13 protein-coding genes and 1 other RNA gene are annotated in these 16,470 nt (G+C 72.2%); 9 read left to right on the top strand and 5 right to left on the bottom strand.

What is annotated here, in order from left to right; all coding sequences use genetic code 11:
* Window positions 1-98: 98 nt before the first annotated feature.
* Both ACIGXO_RS12410 and ACIGXO_RS12405 read right to left on the bottom strand, forming a co-directional pair.
* The gene (locus ACIGXO_RS12410; RefSeq protein WP_399784280.1) at window positions 99-266 is read right to left on the bottom strand and encodes a hypothetical protein; all 168 of its coding nucleotides are present in this window, start codon (window positions 264-266) and stop codon (window positions 99-101) included.
* Window positions 267-416: 150 nt separating this feature from the next.
* A complete protein-coding gene (locus tag ACIGXO_RS12405; RefSeq protein WP_399784278.1) occupies window positions 417-1,811 on the bottom strand; it encodes a hypothetical protein in 1,395 nt (464 codons plus the stop codon).
* A 273-nt stretch (window positions 1,812-2,084) separates the two neighbouring features.
* Between ACIGXO_RS12405 and ACIGXO_RS12400 the strand changes: the two genes are divergently transcribed.
* The 3 genes from ACIGXO_RS12400 to ACIGXO_RS12390 are packed head-to-tail and all read left to right on the top strand — an operon-like array spanning window position 2,085 to window position 4,839.
* Entirely contained in the window at window positions 2,085-2,942 is an 858-nt protein-coding gene (locus ACIGXO_RS12400; RefSeq protein ID WP_399784274.1) for a Nif3-like dinuclear metal center hexameric protein, read from the top strand.
* On the top strand, window positions 2,939-3,682 hold the full coding sequence (locus tag ACIGXO_RS12395) for a zinc ribbon domain-containing protein (protein WP_399785625.1): 744 nt from the start codon (window positions 2,939-2,941) through the stop codon (window positions 3,680-3,682). The genes ACIGXO_RS12400 and ACIGXO_RS12395 overlap by 4 nt, the downstream gene beginning before the upstream one ends.
* A 5-nt stretch (window positions 3,683-3,687) precedes the next feature.
* Window positions 3,688-4,839: a bifunctional RNase H/acid phosphatase gene (locus ACIGXO_RS12390; protein WP_399784271.1), complete on the top strand. Its 1,152-nt coding sequence runs from the start codon at window positions 3,688-3,690 to the stop codon at window positions 4,837-4,839.
* 106 nt (window positions 4,840-4,945) lie between these two features.
* Here ACIGXO_RS12390 and ACIGXO_RS12385 read toward each other — a convergent pair whose 3' ends face one another.
* Both ACIGXO_RS12385 and yaaA read right to left on the bottom strand, forming a co-directional pair.
* Window positions 4,946-5,599, bottom strand: a complete 654-nt coding sequence (locus ACIGXO_RS12385) for a bifunctional 4-hydroxy-2-oxoglutarate aldolase/2-dehydro-3-deoxy-phosphogluconate aldolase (RefSeq protein WP_399784268.1) — start codon at window positions 5,597-5,599, stop codon at window positions 4,946-4,948.
* 141 nt (window positions 5,600-5,740) lie between these two features.
* On the bottom strand, window positions 5,741-6,538 hold the full coding sequence (gene yaaA / locus ACIGXO_RS12380) for a peroxide stress protein YaaA (protein ID WP_399784265.1): 798 nt from the start codon (window positions 6,536-6,538) through the stop codon (window positions 5,741-5,743).
* Window positions 6,539-6,707: 169 nt separating this feature from the next.
* Between yaaA and ACIGXO_RS12375 the strand changes: the two genes are divergently transcribed.
* The 3 genes from ACIGXO_RS12375 to rnpB all read left to right on the top strand — a co-directional run bounded on the left by ACIGXO_RS12375 (window position 6,708) and on the right by rnpB (window position 9,214).
* Window positions 6,708-7,190: a VOC family protein gene (locus ACIGXO_RS12375; RefSeq protein ID WP_399784263.1), complete on the top strand. Its 483-nt coding sequence runs from the start codon at window positions 6,708-6,710 to the stop codon at window positions 7,188-7,190.
* A 146-nt stretch (window positions 7,191-7,336) separates the two neighbouring features.
* A complete protein-coding gene (locus ACIGXO_RS12370; protein ID WP_399784260.1) occupies window positions 7,337-8,794 on the top strand; it encodes an RNB domain-containing ribonuclease in 1,458 nt (485 codons plus the stop codon).
* Window positions 8,795-8,812: 18 nt separating this feature from the next.
* Window positions 8,813-9,214, top strand: an RNA gene (rnpB, locus tag ACIGXO_RS12365) — RNase P RNA component class A.
* A gap of 317 nt (window positions 9,215-9,531) precedes the next feature.
* Here rnpB and ACIGXO_RS12360 read toward each other — a convergent pair.
* Window positions 9,532-9,819, bottom strand: coding sequence for a WXG100 family type VII secretion target (locus ACIGXO_RS12360; protein ID WP_399784257.1), 288 nt, complete (start codon window positions 9,817-9,819; stop codon window positions 9,532-9,534).
* 250 nt (window positions 9,820-10,069) lie between these two features.
* Here ACIGXO_RS12360 and ACIGXO_RS12355 point away from each other — a divergent pair, with 250 nt between their 5' ends.
* The 3 genes from ACIGXO_RS12355 to ACIGXO_RS12345 all read left to right on the top strand — a co-directional run bounded on the left by ACIGXO_RS12355 (window position 10,070) and on the right by ACIGXO_RS12345 (window position 16,447).
* Window positions 10,070-14,800 carry an FtsK/SpoIIIE domain-containing protein gene (locus tag ACIGXO_RS12355; protein ID WP_399784254.1) on the top strand — a complete coding sequence of 1,577 codons (4,731 nt, stop codon included), beginning with the start codon at window positions 10,070-10,072 and terminating at the stop codon, window positions 14,798-14,800.
* Between the two features lie 92 nt (window positions 14,801-14,892).
* Window positions 14,893-15,159, top strand: a complete 267-nt coding sequence (locus ACIGXO_RS12350) for a hypothetical protein (RefSeq protein ID WP_399784251.1) — start codon at window positions 14,893-14,895, stop codon at window positions 15,157-15,159.
* 13 nt (window positions 15,160-15,172) lie between these two features.
* Window positions 15,173-16,447 (top strand): hypothetical protein, encoded by a 1,275-nt coding sequence (locus ACIGXO_RS12345; protein ID WP_399784248.1) that lies wholly within the window; start codon window positions 15,173-15,175, stop codon window positions 16,445-16,447.
* Window positions 16,448-16,470 lie beyond the last annotated feature (23 nt).

Genomic DNA, 16,470 nt, shown 5'->3' with positions numbered 1-16,470 from the left:
CCAGCGCCCCCCCCCCCCGCCGGGCGCGCGCGCCCGCCCCCCCCCCCCGCCGCCCCCCCCCCCCCCCCCCCCCCCCGACTCGGGAGGGCCGGTGCTGCTCAGGCTTCCCGGGAGTTCTTGGGCCGGCGGTGCCGCCCGGCGCCGGACGCGGCCGCGTCCTCGCTCGCTGCCGGGCCACGGTGCTTGCCGGAGCCTGCGGCCGTGGCGGCCTGGGCGGGGGACCCTTGCGGGCGCGCCTCGGTCGTGTCGGTTCGGGCTTCGGACATGGAAAGTGTCACTCCGTCAGATCGCTTACAGGTGTACGCATCGGGACCTCCGCCAGCTGCGCCGGGGTACCTCCCGGCATCACCGTCGGTGGCCGGGTCAACCGGCTGCGTAGCCCCCTTTCGAATTCTAACGGGGCGTGCTTTGCCGCTCTACCGGGCCTCCCGGGCCGCCAGTGGCGCCTGCTGCAGCGGTACTGGCCTGCACATTTGGGGATGCGTCCGGTCCGTGCGCGGTTCCCCCGCGGCCGGGTCCGATTGTGGGGATGTTGTGCAGTCGTTCGGATACCCCGAGGGGGCCGTGCGGATTCCGGAAGTCGGCGGCAAAGCGGACGAGGTGTTCCAGGGGAGGCGTGTGAGGCGTTGCAAATGCGATGCGGGGACCGGTCTCGACCGCGGTACGGGGAGGGCGGACGACGGGGCCGCGGCGTCCGTGGGGGCCGCGTCCGCCGCGTCCCCCGGGACGGTCACCCGCGCCACGCCGCACGGGGTGGCCGGCGTCGCGTACGGCAGCCGGAGCTCGCCGTCCGGCGTCCAGTGGCCCGTGCCGGCGAGCCACCCTGGAGGCGCGGCCGGCCGGTCCAGCCGCTTCGCCGTCGGCCGCCACGTGGCGAGCCAGGTGCCCGCCGCCGCGTCCACTCGGAAGGCCACCGCGCAGCTCTCCGGGGCGAGCGCCTGTCCCGGCTGCACGGCAAACGGGGTCAGCGCGGCGTCCGCCGAGCGCAGCGCTTCGGGGAACCGCACGGGCAGCGTGCTGCCCAGTACGCCCCAGCCCATCCGGTCGTACCCGGGAGCGTCCGACCGCAGCAGGATCAGCCCGCTCTCGGGGTCGGCCAGCAGCAGCCGGTCGTTGCTCCGCTCCGTGATCTGCAGCAGGGGGCTGACCTCGCCGTCCCGGCCGAGGTCGACCACGACGGTCTTGGTGAGGCCGTCCAGTTCGCGGTCCAGGGCCAGCAGCCGGCCCTCCCGGTCCAGCCAGGCGCCGCCGGTGCAGCGGCCCGGCACCAGGGCGATCCGCTGCGGGCCCTCGGCCCCGCCGTGCAGCAGCCACACGGCGGTGGCCCGGCCCGCGCCGTCGCCGCCCACGGGGGCGAGCGCGTGGGCCGTCGTGCCCCCGGGGGCGGGCGGCAGCAGCGTCAGCTCCGCGGTCTCCACGGCGCCCAGCGGGAGTTCGCCGGTGCCCGGGCCCGTGGGGTACAGGAGGGCGACCGTGCAGTGGCCTTCCGTGCGGCGCAGGATCAGCACCCGGCCGTCGCTGAGCGGCAGCAGCTTGCTGTCCGGCTGCTCGGGACGGCGGCCGGGGAGCGGTACCGCGTACGGCTCGCAGCCGTCCAGCGTCCAGCGCTCGGGGTACCAGGCGCCGCCCGGCCCCTGGACGAGCCGCGCGGCGTACGACCCGTCGGCGGTGAGCGTCAGCGCGGCGGGGCGGTGGGGCAGCCCGCTGAGCCCCCGCAGTCCGGGGAGCTCGGGCGGTCCGGCAGCGGCGGTCTCCGTGACGTCCTCGGTGTTCCCGTCGGTTCCAACGCCTTCGATTGCACAGGCAGTCATGGAATGGTCACCTCCAGTCACGGTCGAAGCTAGTTTTCGCACTTCGTGTCGATCAACGCGTGATGGGTCACTTCACGCGTATGAGTGGCTGTTGTCCGATTCGCCTGCGAGTGATGTGACGGATGTGCCAGCCGGGTCGGCCCGTACGGGGGCAGCGCGGCGTCCGGCGGCGGTCCACCGCGGGTGCGCCGGGCACCCGCCGCAGGTGCGCCCCGCATTCCGGGGCCACCGCGGCTGGGCGTTCCGCCGGTGCTGGGAGGTAACCTTCCACCCGTGCCCGCACTGTCTGAAGTCCTCTCCGCCCTCGACGCCCTGTGGCCCGCCGAGCGGGCAGAGGCGTGGGACGCCGTCGGCACCGTCTGCGGCGACCCCGAAGCGCCCGTACAGCGCGTGCTCTTCGCCGTCGACCCGGTACAGGAGATCGTCGACGAAGCCGTGAAGATCGGCGCCGATCTGCTCGTCACCCACCACCCGCTCTACCTGCGCGGGACGACGACGGTCGCGGCGTCCACCTTCAAGGGCAAGGTCGTCCACACGCTGATCAAGAACGACATCGCGCTGCACGTCGCGCACACCAACGCCGACACCGCCGATCCCGGCGTCTCCGACGCCCTCGCCGGCGCACTCGACCTGCGCGTGCTGCGCCCCCTGGTGCCGGACGCGAGCGACCCGGCGGGCCGCCGCGGCCTCGGCCGGGTGTGCGAGCTCGACCGCCCCATGACCCTCGCGGAGTTCGCCCGCTACGCCGCCGAGCGGCTGCCGGCCACCGCGCAGGGCATCCGCGCAGCCGGCGACCCGGACCGTACCGTCCGTACGGTCGCGGTGTCCGGCGGCTCCGGCGACAGCCTCTTCGACGAGGTGCGCGCGGCGGGCGTGGACGCCTTCCTCACCGCGGACCTGCGCCACCACCCGGCCTCCGAGGCCACCCAGAAGAGCCCGCTCGGGCTGCTGGACGCCGCGCACTGGGCCACCGAGTGGCCGTGGTGCGAGCAGGCGGCCGCGCAGCTCGACGAGATCTCCGACCGGCACGGCTGGGACCTGCGTACGCACGTCTCCCGTACGGTCACCGACCCCTGGACCGCCCACGCGGCGTCCTCCACGACCCCCGACTCACCAGGAGCCCCCAACTGAACGCCGCGCCCGCAGACCAGATCCGCCTTCTGAACGTCCAGTCCCTGGACCTCCGGCTCACCCAGCTGGCGCACAAGCGCAACAACCTCCCCGAGCTGGCCGAGCTCCAGACCCTGGAGGCCGACCTCATCCAGCAGCGCGACCTGCTCGTCGCCGCGCAGACCGAGGAGAGCGACACCGCCCGCGAGCAGACCAAGGCCGAGCAGGACGTGGACCAGGTGCGCCAGCGCGCCGCCCGCGACCAGCAGCGGCTGGACTCCGGCGCGGTCACCTCGCCCAAGGACCTGGAGAACCTCCAGCGCGAGATCGCCTCGCTCGCCAAGCGCCAGGGCGACCTGGAGGACGTCGTCCTCGAGGTCATGGAGCGCCGCGAGTCCGCGCAGGAGCGCGTCACCGAGCTGACCGAGCGGGTGGAGGCCATCCAGGCCAAGGTCGCCGACGCCGTCAGCCGCCGCGACGCCGCCTTCGCCGAGATCGACGACGAGGCCGCCGCGGTCACCAAGGAGCGCGCGCTGACCGTCGCCGACATCCCGGCCGACCTGCTCAAGCTGTACGACCGGCTGCGCGAGAAGCAGGGCGGCGTCGGCGCTGCCCGGCTCTACCAGCGCCGCTGCGAGGGCTGCCGCCTGGAGCTGGACATCACCGAGCTGAACGACGTGCGGGCCGCGGCCCCCGACCAGGTCGTGCGCTGCGAGAACTGCAGCCGCATCCTGGTCCGTACGCCGGACTCGGGCCTGTAGGCCCCATGCCGCGGACGTTCATCGTCGAGGCGGACGGCGGGTCGCGGGGCAATCCCGGGCCCGCCGGTTACGGCGCCGTCGTCATCGACTCCGAGACCGGCGAGACGCTGGCCGAGGCCGCCGAGTACCTCGGTACGGCCACGAACAACGTCGCCGAGTACCGGGGCCTGGTGGCCGGGCTGCGGGCCGCCCACGCGCTCGACCCGGAGGCGGAGATCAGGGTCCGGATGGACTCCAAGCTCGTCGTCGAGCAGATGTCCGGGCGCTGGAAGATCAAGCACCCGGACATGCAGCCGCTCGCGGCCACGGCCAAGGCGGTCTTCCCGCCCGACCGGGTCACGTACGAGTGGATTCCGCGCGCGCAGAACAAGCACGCCGACCGGCTCGCCAACGAGGCGATGGACGCGGGCGCGGCGGGCCGCCAGTGGGAGCCGGGCGCGTCGCGCGCGGCGCTGGCGGCGGAGGTGCGCGAGCCCGCCGGGGCGACCGCCACCGCCACGCCGCCCTCGGGCTGGGCGGCCCCCGCCGACCTCGGGGCGCCGACCACCTTCGTACTGCTGCGGCACGGCGAGACCGCGCTGACCCCGGAGAAGCGGTTCTCCGGGAGCGGCGGCTCGGACCCCGAACTCTCCGAAGCGGGGCGCCTGCAGGCCCGTGAGGCCGCCGCCGCGCTCGCCGTACGGGGCACGGTGCAGGCGATCGTCAGCTCCCCGCTGCGCCGCTGCCGGGAGACCGCCGAGACAATCGCGGCCCGGCTCGGCCTGGACGTCCGCATCGAGGACGGGCTGCGCGAGACGGACTTCGGCGCGTGGGAGGGGCTGACCTTCTCCGAGGTGCGCGAGCGCTACCCGGAGGACCTGAACGCCTGGCTCGCCTCCGCCAAGGCCGAACCGACCGGCGGCGGCGAGTCGTTCGCGGCCGTCGCGCGGCGGGTCGCACAGGCGCGGGACCGGCTGCAGGCGCGGTACGCCGGCAAGACGGTCCTGCTCGTCACGCATGTGACGCCGGTCAAGACGCTGGTCCGGCTGGCGCTCGGCGCCCCGCCGGAGTCGCTGTTCCGCATGGAACTCTCCGCGGCGTCGCTGTCGGCGATCGCGTACTACGCGGACGGCAACGCGTCGCTGCGGCTGCTGAACGACACGTCGCACCTGCGGTGAGCCCGGCCGACGCGGCCACCGGGGTGGGGCCGCGCCCCGGCTGCCGACTGCCGCGCCGTCGTGGCCGGTCGCGCAGTGCCCCGCGCCCCTGAGGGGCGTTGTGCCGTCAGGCCAGTGCGGCCGCGCCGCGGGCCAGCTGCGAGACCCGGTCCCAGTCCTTCGCGCGTACCGCCTCCGCCGGGAGCATCCACGTGCCGCCCACGCACGCGACGTTCGGCAGCGCAAGGTACGACGGTGCCTTCTCCTCCGTGATGCCGCCCGTCGGGCAGAAGCGGGCCTGGGGGAGCGGCGAGGCCAGCGACTTCAGGTACGCCGTGCCGCCCGCGGCCTCCGCGGGGAAGAACTTCATCTCCGTGACGCCCTCGCCCAGCAGCGTCACGACCTCCGACGTCGTCGAGACGCCGGGCAGGAACGGTACGCCGGAGTCCTTCATCGCGCTCAGCAGCGGCGCCGACCACCCCGGGCTCACCAGGAAGCGGGCGCCCGCCGCGACCGTCTCGCGGACCTGCTCGGGCGTGATCACCGTGCCCGCGCCGACCACGGCGTCCGGGACCTCGGCCGCGATCGCCCGGATCGCGTCGAGCGCGGCCGGGGTGCGCAGCGTCACCTCGATCGCGGGCAGGCCGCCCGCGACGAGCGCGCGGGCGAGCGGTACGGCGTCGGCGGCGTCCTCGATGACGACGACGGGGATCACGGGGGCGAGCCCGAGGACTGAGCCCTCGGGGGACGCGGCAGCGGAGGCAGAGGCAGCACTAGTCACGCGTTCATAGTGCGCCTCGGCCGCATTCTTCGCAACGAGCGTTGCATCCTGTGCAATCGACTGGTGGCGGGTCGACTGGTGGCGGATCGGCTGAGGCCAGATCGACTGGTGTCAGATCGACTGGGACCAGATCGATTGGTGTCAGACCTCGGTGACGATCACGTCCAGGGACCACGGCTTGCCGGCCTTCGCCGGGGCCTCGGCCTCCACCGCGTACCCGAGTCCCCGCAGCGCCTCCACGAGCTCCGCGGGGCCGGCCGGTTCCAGGCCCGCCGAGAGCAGGTCGCGGACCATCCGGCCCTTCGTCGCCTTGTTGAAGTGGCTGACGACGGACCGCTTCTCGACGCCGTTCACGATCTTCGACTGGAGCACGCGCACGGTCGCGGTCCGCTCGGCGACCTCGCCCTTCGGCTTCCAGGCTGTCGCGTAGGCCGCGGAACGCAGGTCCAGTACCAGACCGTCCCCGGCGGCCTCCGGCATGACCTCCGCCATCGGCCCGCGCCAGTAAGCGCCGAGCGCCCCGAGCGCCGGCAGCTTCACTCCCATGGAGCAGCGGTACGAAGGGATCCGGTCGGCGATGCCCACCGCGCCCCACAGCCCGGAGAACACGAGCAGCGAGCGCTCGGCGAGCGCGCGCGCCTCCGGGGCCAGCGTCGCGAGGCCCAGCGCGTCGTACAGGACGCCGGTGTAGATCTCCCCGGCCGGGCGCGCGCCGGCCGTCCGCAGCGCGGCGTTCTTCGCGACCTCGCCCTTCAGTCCCTCGCTCAGGCCCAGTACCTCCTGGGCCTTGCCGGCGTCCGCCGCGCACAGCTCGACCAGTTCGGTCAGCACCGTCTCGCGCGCGGCGGTGAGGCCCGGCAGGGACAGCGCGGCCACGTCCAGCGGGTCCCCGGCCTGGCCTGCGGCCTTCCCTTCGGACGGCGGCAGCAGAACGAGCACGGTGGTCTCCTCAAACGGTCGTAGCGGTACGGGGTGCGGCCCCGGTGAACTTTATCCGCCGCGCGTACGGGCATCCGTTCCGCGTACGGCCCGCGCGCATCCGTGCCGGGCCGCCCCGCCCGGAGTAGCTTCGGCCCACGACGCCGTTCCTGAACCGGGAGAGCGCACCATGCAGAAGATCACGACGTGTCTGTGGTTCGACGACCAGGCCGAGGAGGCGGTGAACCACTACCTCTCCGTCTTCGGGTCCGTCTTCGGCGGCGGCAGCATCCTGGACATGCAGCGGTACGGAGAGAGCGGCCCGGGCCCCGAGGGCTCGGTCATGGTCATCCGCTTCGAGATCGCGGGCCAGGAGCTGCTCGCGCTCAACGGCGGCCCGGCCTTCACCTTCTCCGAGGCGGTCTCGCTCTCGGTCGACTGCGCGACGCAGGAGGAGGTCGACGAGCTCTGGGCCCGGCTGACCGAGGGCGGCGAGGAGAGCCAGTGCGGCTGGCTCAAGGACAAGTACGGCCTGTCCTGGCAGATCGTGCCGCGGGCGCTCCCCGAGCTGCTCGGCGGGCCCGACGGCGAGGGCGCGCAGCGGGTCATGCGGGCCATGATGGAGATGAAGAAGATCGACATCGCCCGCCTGGAGGCCGCGTACAGGGGCTGAGCGCTGCGTACGAGGACCAAGAGCTGCGTACAGGGGCTGAGCGCTGCGTACGAGGGCCAAGAGCTGACCACAAGGGCTGCGCCACGGCCCAGGGCGGGACGGGCGCTCACCGGGCCCGCCCCGCCCCGCCGCTCTAACCTCGAACCATGCCCCGTCGCCCGATGCGAGTGACCGACAAGGACGAGGCCCTGCTGCGCGGTGCGCTGCGGGAGCTGCGGACGCGCATGGAGGTCCCGGCGGACTTCCCGGCCGAGGTGCGGGAGGAGGCGGCGCGCGCCGCGCGCGGTCCCCGTATGCCGGCCGAGGACGCCACCGACCTGCCGCTGTTCACGATCGACCCGCCCGGTGCGGCCGACCTGGACCAGGCGATGTACCTCGCGCGCCGCGCGCCCGGCGGCTTCCGCGTGTACTACGCCATCGCCGACGTCGCCGCGTTCGTCGCGCCCGGCGGCGCGCTGGACGCCGAGGCGCACCGGCGCGTGCTGACGCTGTACTTCCCCGACGACCGGGTGCCGCTGCACCCGCCCGTACTCGGCGAGGGCGCCGCCAGCCTCCTGCCCGACCAGGACCGCCCGGCCGTCCTGTGGCAGCTGGACCTCGACGAGTACGGTGCGCTGGTCGCGGCGGACGTGCGGCGGGCCGTCGTCCGCTCCCGGGCCCGGCTCGACTACGACGGCGTACAGCGCACGATCGACTCCGGCACCGCCGAGGAGCCGCTGTCCCTGCTGCGCGACATCGGGCTGCTGCGGGAGGAGCGCGAGCGGGCCCGCGGCGGGATCTCGCTGGACGTACCCGAGCAGGAGATCGTCGTCGAGGACGGCCGCTACCGCCTCGCGTACCGGGCGCCGCTCCCCGCCGACGGCTGGAACGCGCAGCTCTCCCTGCTCACCGGCATGGCCGCGGCCGACCTGATGCTCGACTGCGGTACCGGCACCCTGCGCACCCTCCCCGCCGCTCCGGACGGCGCGGTCGGCCGCCTGCACCGCTGCGCCCGCGCGCTGGGCATCGACTGGCCGCACCACACCTCGTACGCGCAGCTGATCCGCGGTCTGGATCCGCGGCGCACCACGCACGCCGCGTTCCTCCAGGAGTGCACGGCGCTGTTGCGCGGCGCGGGGTACACCGTCTTCGACGGTGAGGCGCCCGCCCCCGGGGACGCGCTGCACGCCGCGGTCGCCGCGCCCTACACGCACGCCACCGCGCCGATCCGCCGCCTGGTGGACCGGTACGTCTCCGAGGTGTGCCTGGCCGCGGCGGCGGGGGAGCCGGTACCGGAGTGGGTACGCGCGGCGCTGCCCGCGCTGCCCGAGGAGATGGCGGCGGGCGGGCGGCGCGCGCACCAGGCGGAGCGGGAGTCCGTCGACCTGGTGGAGGCGGCGGTGCTGCGGGACCGGGTGGGCGAGCTCTTCGACGCGTACGTCGTGGACCTCCGGGAGGACCGGCCGCAGCAGGGCACGGTCCACCTCTGCGAACCGGCCGTCGTCGGCCGCGTCGACGCGGACCCGGACGGCCCGCCGCTTCCGCTCGGCCACCCCCTCCGGGTCCGCCTCACGGCCGCGGAGCCGGGCCGGGACCCGGTCCGTTTCGTTCCGGCGGCCAGGTAGCATGGCCGGTACGGCGGACGAGCCGGCCGGGCGGTCGCGTGGGGGTCTTCGGACCTCCCCGAGGAACGTCCGGGCTCCACAGGGCAGGGTGGTGGGTAACGCCCACCCGGGGTGACCCGCGGGACAGTGCCACAGAAAGCAGACCGCCGGGGCCGCGAGGCGCCGGTAAGGGTGAAACGGTGGTGTAAGAGACCACCAGCCTCCGAGGTGACTCGGAGGGCTAGGTAAACCCCACCTGGAGCAAGGTCAAGAGGGGCCGTCGGCTGACGGCCCTGCGCGGATGATCGAGGGCTGCCCGCCCGAGTCCGCGGGTGGACCGCACGAGGCTGCCGGCAACGGCAGCCCTAGATGGATGGCCGCCTCCCCGCGGCCCGCAAGGGCCCCGGGAGACAGAACCCGGCGTACAGGCCGACTCGTCCGCCTTTCTTCTCTTCCCCGTTACCAGCGGCCGGTGCCGCTCTTCCCCGTTACCAGCGGCCGGGCGCCGCTCTTCTCCGTTATCCGCGGCCGGTGCCGCGCCTCGGCGAGGCACGCCCTTCTCCGAGATGTAAAGAAAATGGAGAGGAAATGAAGAAATTCCGGGCGGGCGACGTGACGGTCCGGCCGAGTATTGCGTTCCTCACACCATGCCGCAGAAAGCAAAAAAGGGGTGAGGGCAGTGTCGGCCAATCCGGGCCAACACCGCCCACACCCCCGTGCGCTGTGCGCAGGTGAGCTCAACCGCGGCTGATGCCGACTTACTTGCCGAGCTCGGTGTCGAGGTTCTCGAAGGAGTCCGCAGCCTTCTCCAGGTACTGCGCCAGACCGTCGAGACCCTCGTTGGTCTTCGACATGCCCTGCTTGAACTCCTCGAAGTCGTGACCGAACTTCTTCGACGCCTGCCGGGTGACGAAGCCGTTCTCGAGCAGACCGTCGATGTAGGTCTTCAGGTCGTGGAGCTTCTCCTCGATGCGCTCCTTCTCGCGGTTCATCTTCTTCGCGGCGGCCCGCATGTCCTCATATGTGACATCAAGGTCTTTAGCCATGACGCTCCCCATTCCCTCCGTTTGACGACCGCGAGGTCCCCCTCCCGGCATACGCGTGGCGCGCACCGGTTACGAGGCACACGCCGTTGGGCACCTTAGTCGCTCACCGTCACAGGCGCACATAAGCGCCGTCACGGCGTCCAATAACTCCCCTAAAAACGGGACATTGTTGAGGTATGCCGCAGGTGCACGACCGAGCTCCCGGGACGATATTCTCTCTCTCCTAGAAGGCATTTCGAGGAGGAGCTAAGTGCGTTTGAAGCTGACCGTCGTCGACCCCTATACGCACGCCAGCAAAGACCTCGTCCTCGATGCCGACCCCGAGACCCGCATCGACGCCATCGCCCGGGAGTTGGCGGCCCGGGTACGGGGCGGGGTGGCGCCCGGGCAGCCGGGTCCCGCGCTCTACGTCGACAACTACCACGTGGACCCCGCCCACACCGTCACCAGCTCTCCGCTGCGCGACGGCGCGGTGGTGAGCCTGGACGACCCCTCCGGGACGCTGCCCGGCGAGCAGGCCGGTGTCATCGAGGTCCGGGTGGCCGGCGGGCCCGACGCCGGCGCCGTGTACCGGCTCGGCATCGGCCGGTACGACATCGGCTCCGGCCAGAACTGCCAACTGTTCATCAACGACCCGGAGATGCCCCAGCGCGCGCTGACGCTCTACGTGGTCTCCGCCGACGACCTCCGCCTGGCCGTGCACGGCGGCGGGCAGGGCGTCGAGGCGCCGGGACAGCAGCCGGGCGGACAGCCCGGCCTGCCGGGCGCGGCACCCGAGGGCCAGGAGTCCAAGCCCGGACAGCTGCTCGTCGACGGCAAGCCGTTCGAAGGACAGCAGCTGCCGGTCGGCTGCCAGCTCTCCCTCGGCAACACCCTGCTCGACGTGGCGGGTTACACGCCCCCGGACGCGGCCCTGAAGTGGTCCGACGACGGCTCCGCGCTCGACTACAACAGACCGCCGCGGCTGCGCCCCCCGGAGCGCACCACCAAGTTCCGCCTGCCCTCGCCTCCGAAGGAGCACGAGGCCCGGCCGCTGCCGTGGCTGATGGCACTGTCCCCGCTCGTCATGGCCGTGACCATGGCGATGGTGATGGGGCGCGCGACGTACCTGGTCATGGCGGTCTTCAGCCCGCTGATCATGCTCGGCAACTACTTCTGGGACAAGAAGCACGGCCGCAAGTCGCACGCCAAGCAGGTCGAGGAGTACGAGGAGCACAAGGCCCGCATCGAGCGCGACGCGCAGGAGGCGCTGGTCCTGGAGCGCGGCGACCGCAACCTCGACCACCCGGACCCCGGCACCATCTGGGCCAACGCCACCGGCCCCCGCACCCGGCTGTGGGAGCGCCGCCGCTACGACGCCGACCACCTGCTGCTGCGGGTGGGCACCGGCCGGCTGCCCTCCGCCGTCGTCCTCGACGACCCCGAGCAGGACGACCACCGCCGCCAGGTCACCTGGGACATCCCCGACACCCCCGTCGCCCTGCACCTGGGCCAGCTCGGCGTGATCGGCTTCGCCGGTCCCGGCGACACCGCGCGCAGCCTGGCGCGATGGGCCGTGACCCAGGCGGCCGCCCTGCACAGCCCGCTGGACGTGCAGTTCTACGTACTCACCGACGCGAACGCGCAGGCCGGCTGGGACTGGGTCCGCTGGCTGCCGCACGCCCGTCCGACCGCGCAGGACGCCAACGTCCTCATCGGCAACGACACCGAGACCGTCGGCGCCCGTATCGGCGAACTCACCCAGATCCTGGAGGCCCGGCAGAAGGCCGCCAAGGAGAACAACAACCAGGCGGGCTTCGCCGACCCCGACATCGTCGTCGTCTGGGACGGCTCGCGCCGGCTGCGCTCGATGCCCGGCGTCGTACGGCTGCTGCAGGAAGGCCCGGCCGTATCGATGTACGCGATCTGCCTGGACGCCGAGGAGCGCTTCCTGCCGGGCGAGTGCAAGGGCATCGTGATCGCGGAGCCCCGCAATGCCCGGCACGCCCGGCACGAGCGGCAGGTCGGCGGCGGCGCGAGCGACGCCCTCCAGGTACTGCAGCGGGCCCACGAGGAGGAGCAGCGGAAGAAGGCGGCCGAGGCCGGCCGGTCGCGCCGGAAGAAGAAGCGGAAGAAGTCGTCCGCGCCCGAGAACCCGGCGCTGACCAACACCGCCGCCGTGATGCTCTCCCTCGACAACCAGAGCGGCGCCCCCGCACCGGCGGCGCCGGCGGCCGTGGAGCAGTACGACCCCAACGTGCTGCGGCTGCGCGTGCAGCAGGAGGGCGCGGCCAAGATCCTGGGCGTACGGCCCGACTTCGTCTCGCCGGCCTGGTGCGCCCGCGTGGCCCGGGCGCTCTCGCCGCTGCGCGACATCAGCGGCGAGGCGACGGACAGCGCGCTGCCGGACTCCAGCCGGCTCCTCGACGTCCTCGGGCTGGAGCCGCCGACGGCCGGCGCGGTGGTCGCCCGCTGGCAGACCGGCGGGCAGTCCACGCTGGCGATGGTCGGTGAGTCGTACGACGGACCGTTCGGCATCGACATCCGCAAGGACGGCCCGCACGGCCTCATCGCGGGTACGACGGGTTCCGGTAAGTCGGAACTGCTGCAGACGATCGTCGCCGCGCTGGCGGTGGCGAACACGCCGGAGAACATGACCTTCGTGCTCGTCGACTACAAGGGCGGCAGCGCGTTCAAGGACTGTGTCCACCTGCCGCACACCGTCGGCATGGTCACCGACCTGGACGCCCACCTCGTCGAGCGCGCCCTGGAGTCGCTCGGCGCCGAACTGCACCGCCGCGAGCACATCCTGGCGCAGGTCGGGGCGAAGGACATCGAGGACTACCAGGACCTGGTGCGCCGCAACCCCGGGATGGCGCCGCTGCCCCGGCTGCTGCTGGTCATCGACGAGTTCGCGTCCATGGTCCGCGACCTGCCGGACTTCGTCACCGGTCTGGTCAACATCGCCCAGCGAGGCCGTTCCCTCGGCATCCACCTGATGCTGGCCACCCAGCGGCCGTCCGGCGTGGTCTCGCCGGAGATCCGGGCCAACACCAACCTCCGTATCGCCCTGCGGGTCACCGACGGCGGCGAGTCGACGGACGTCATCGACTCGCCCGAGGCCGGCAACATCTCCAAGAACAACCCCGGTCGCGCCTACGTGCGTACCGGTGCGGCCTCGCTCATCCCGTTCCAGTCCGGCCGCGTCGGCGGCCGCCGCCCCGGCACCGTGGACCCGATGGCCATCGCCCCGTGGACCGGGGAGCTGGACTGGACGGACCTGGGCCGCCCGGCGCTGGCGAAGCCCGCGGCCGCCAAGAGCGAGGAAGAGGAGATCACCGACCTGAAGGTGCTGGTCGACGCCGTCCGCGAGGCCAACGCGCACCTGCAGATCGCGCAGCCGCACAGCCCGTGGCTGCCGGCTCTCGCGGAGACCCTGCTGCCCGAGGACCTGCCGCCCGTGCAGGGCATGGGCGCGCTGCCCCCGGCGCCGTACGGCATCGAGGACCTGCCGTCGAGCCAGGCCCGGCGCGCGGTCGCGGTCGACTTCGCGACCTTTGGCCACCTGCTCATCGCGGGCGCGCCGCGCAGCGGCCGCTCCCAGGCGCTGCGGACGATCGCGGGCTCGCTGGCCCGCACCCTCTCCTGCGCCGACGTCCACCTGTACGGCATCGACTGCGGCAACGGCGCGCTGAACGCGCTGACCAAGCTGCCGCACTGCGGCGCCGTGGTGGGCCGCAACCAGAGCGAGCGGGCCGTCCGTCTGATCCGCCGGCTGTCGGCGGAGACGAGCAGGCGGCAGGAGCTCCTCGCGGAGTCCGGCTTCGCGGACATCGGCGAGCAGCGTGCCGCCACGCCGGAGGACCGGCGGCTGCCGCACATCGTGCTGCTGCTCGACCGCTGGGAGGGCTGGATGTCCTCGCTGGGCGAGCTGGAGCACGGTGAGCTGACCGACGAGCTGCTGACCCTGATGCGCGAGGGCGCGAGCGTCGGCGTCCACCTGGTGATCACCGGTGACAGGCAGCTGCTGACCGGCCGGATCGCCTCGCTGACGGAGGACAAGATCGGTCTGCGCCTCGCGGACCGTACCGACTTCTCGATGCTGGGCATCAACAGCCGCAAGGTGCCGGACGAGATCCCGCCGGGCCGTGCGTTCCGCAACGAGACGGGTACCGAGATCCAGTTCGCGCTGCTGAGCGAGGACTCCACCGGTCAGGGGCAGAACGCGGCCCTGGCGGCCATCGGTGACGGGGCGACCCGCCGGGACGCGGCGGTGCCGCGGGCCCTGCGGCCGTTCCGGGTGGACTCGCTGCCCAGCCGCATCAGCTTCGACCAGGCGTGGCAGCACATCGACCCAGTGGCGTCCGCCTCGCTGATGTGGGGCCTGGTGGGCGTCGGCGGCGACGACCTGATGGCCTTCGGCCCGGACCTGGCACAGGGCATCCCGGCCTTCGTGATCGCGGGCCCGGCGAAGTCGGGCCGCTCGACGGTGCTGATGAACCTGGCGCGTACGTACGTGGGCCGCGGCGCCCGCCTCGTCGTCTGCGCCCCGCGGACCTCGCCGCTGCGCGAACTGAAGGGCCTTCAGGGCGTCGTGGCGGTCTTCACGGGCAGCGACATCGAGGCGGACGAGCTCCAGGAGGCCGTGTCGACGGCGTCCGTACAGAGCCCGATCGTCATCCTGATCGACGACGGCGAGCTCCTCGAGGACTGCGACGCCGAGGACGAGTTCAAGAGGCTGATCTCGACCGGCGCGGACCGCGGCATCGGCATCGTCATCGCCGGCGACGAGGACGACGTCTGCTCGGGCTTCAGCGGCTGGCAGGTCGACCTGAAGAAGTCCAAGCGCGGCCTGCTGCTGTCCCCGCAGGACACCTCGAGCGGCGAACTGATCGGCGTCCGCCTGAGCCGCAGCACGGTGGGCGGCCCGGTGACCCCGGGCAAGGGCCTGCTGCACCTGGGCAACGGGGAGGCGTTCACGGTGACTGTGCCGGTGGGCTAAGAACTTTTGAGAGTTTTCCGCCTGCCGGCCCGCGAGTGCGCGGACCGGCAGGTGGTTTCCTACAGGATCGAACAACGGGGAGGTCGGAGGAATTGAGCGACGGCGACCTGATAGTCGACTACGACGAGCTCAACACGATGAAGAGCCACTTCAGCAAGCTCAGCAAGGAGTTCAACAACTGCGGAGCGAACCAGGGGGCGATGTCGGAGGCGTACGGCCATACGCGCATCATCAGCGCGATGGAGGAGTTCTCCGATAACTGGGACGACCACCGCAAAGAGCTCATGGAGCAGATGAAGGGCACGGAAGACCACGTGAAGAAGGTCATCCGGGGCTTCGAGAAGATCGACAGCGAGTAGGGGCGAGAGACACATGGGCAACCGACCAGTCGACTGGAGTCCCATCTCCGACGGGGACCCGACCCCCGGCGACCCCTACGACATCCGCGAGGAGGCGCGGCGTCTCGAGAACATCGCCGCGACTATCAAGGATCAGGCGCGACTGCTCCGCCAGGCCGGGCACAACCAGAACCTCAAGGGCAAGTACGCAGACAAGCTCAGGGAGGGCGCCGGCGACCTCGCGGACAAGCTCAGCAAGGTCGAAGGCAGATACACCAAGGTGAGCGGTCACCTGCGCGAGTGGGCCAAGGAACTGGAATACGCGCAGGAGGAGACCCGCAAGGCGCTCAGCCAGGCCAAGGTCGACGAGAAGGACGAGGACAAGGTAGACGAGGCCAAAACCCGCATGGCGGATGCGGTGAGCCACTACCTGCGACTCGGCAACAAAATCGCCGGTGAAATCGAGGACGCGCTCGATGACGACATCGAGGACAGCCTCTGGGACGACGCCGTCGGCTGGGTGGCCGAGCATGCCGATGGATTCAAGCTGTTCCTCGACATCCTCGGCTGGATCGGAACGGCACTCGCCATTGTGGCGATGTTCATTCCCGGGGTGAATCTCCTGGTCTGGGCGGGCCTCGCGATCGGCCTCGCGGTGGTCGCCGGGCGAACAATGCTGGTGGCCGCCGGAAAGGCGTCCTGGATGGACGTGGCGTTCGACTGCATCGGTCTGGTCACGTTCGCTGCCGGTGGGCTCGCGGTCAAGGGCTTGAAGGCAGCGGGTGCCACCGCGCGTACCGCGGCCACCACGAGCCGCGTCGCACGTCTGAAGGAAGGGCTTTCCGCCACCAAGGGCATGCGCAATCAGCTCTCCCGCGCACTCGCAAATGCCACGGACGACGCCTCGAAGGCAGCCATCAGGTCGGAGATGAACACCCTGCGGAAGCTCATCTCCAGGGACGCCGGAAAGGTCGCGGGCGACACCGCCGACATCGGGAAGCTGGGCAAGATCCTGAACCAGGGTGACGACGAAGCGATCGGCATCCTCCAGGGGATCAAGTCGAATGCCGCCGCGCACCCGGGTGCCGTGTCCCAGGCGACCGTCAACGGTGGACACGCGGCATACGCCGGCGCGGTCGGCATGCAGTGGACCGGTTTCGCCGCGGACGTCGGTGACAAGGCGCTCGGCGACAACGACACGCTGAATGCCGTCGGCGACGCGACGGGCGGCTGGCAGAAGCCCAGCTGGGACGCCTACAACGATTTCAAGGGCAACACCTGGAAGGTACCTGCCTCGTCGGCCTGGTAACCGGCTCCCTTTGAACGCGAGGA

The organism is Streptomyces sp. NPDC053542, from assembly GCF_044544685.1.
In the GTDB taxonomy this organism is placed as follows: Bacteria; Actinomycetota; Actinomycetes; order Streptomycetales; family Streptomycetaceae; genus Streptomyces.
This window is presented reverse-complemented; position numbering and strand designations above follow the sequence as displayed.

Excerpts from the sequence above, each read along its gene's own strand:
- ACIGXO_RS12410 (WP_399784280.1), bottom strand. The coding sequence starts at position 266 with ATGTCCGAAGCCCGAACCGACACGACCGAGGCGCGCCCGCAAGGGTCC.
- ACIGXO_RS12405 (WP_399784278.1), bottom strand. The coding sequence starts at position 1,811 with ATGACTGCCTGTGCAATCGAAGGCGTTGGAACCGACGGGAACACCGAG.
- ACIGXO_RS12390 (WP_399784271.1), top strand. The coding sequence starts at position 3,688 with ATGCCGCGGACGTTCATCGTCGAGGCGGACGGCGGGTCGCGGGGCAAT.
- ACIGXO_RS12375 (WP_399784263.1), top strand. The coding sequence starts at position 6,708 with ATGCAGAAGATCACGACGTGTCTGTGGTTCGACGACCAGGCCGAGGAG.
- ACIGXO_RS12370 (WP_399784260.1), top strand. The coding sequence starts at position 7,337 with ATGCCCCGTCGCCCGATGCGAGTGACCGACAAGGACGAGGCCCTGCTG.
- ACIGXO_RS12360 (WP_399784257.1), bottom strand. The coding sequence starts at position 9,819 with ATGGCTAAAGACCTTGATGTCACATATGAGGACATGCGGGCCGCCGCG.
- ACIGXO_RS12345 (WP_399784248.1), top strand. The coding sequence starts at position 15,173 with ATGGGCAACCGACCAGTCGACTGGAGTCCCATCTCCGACGGGGACCCG.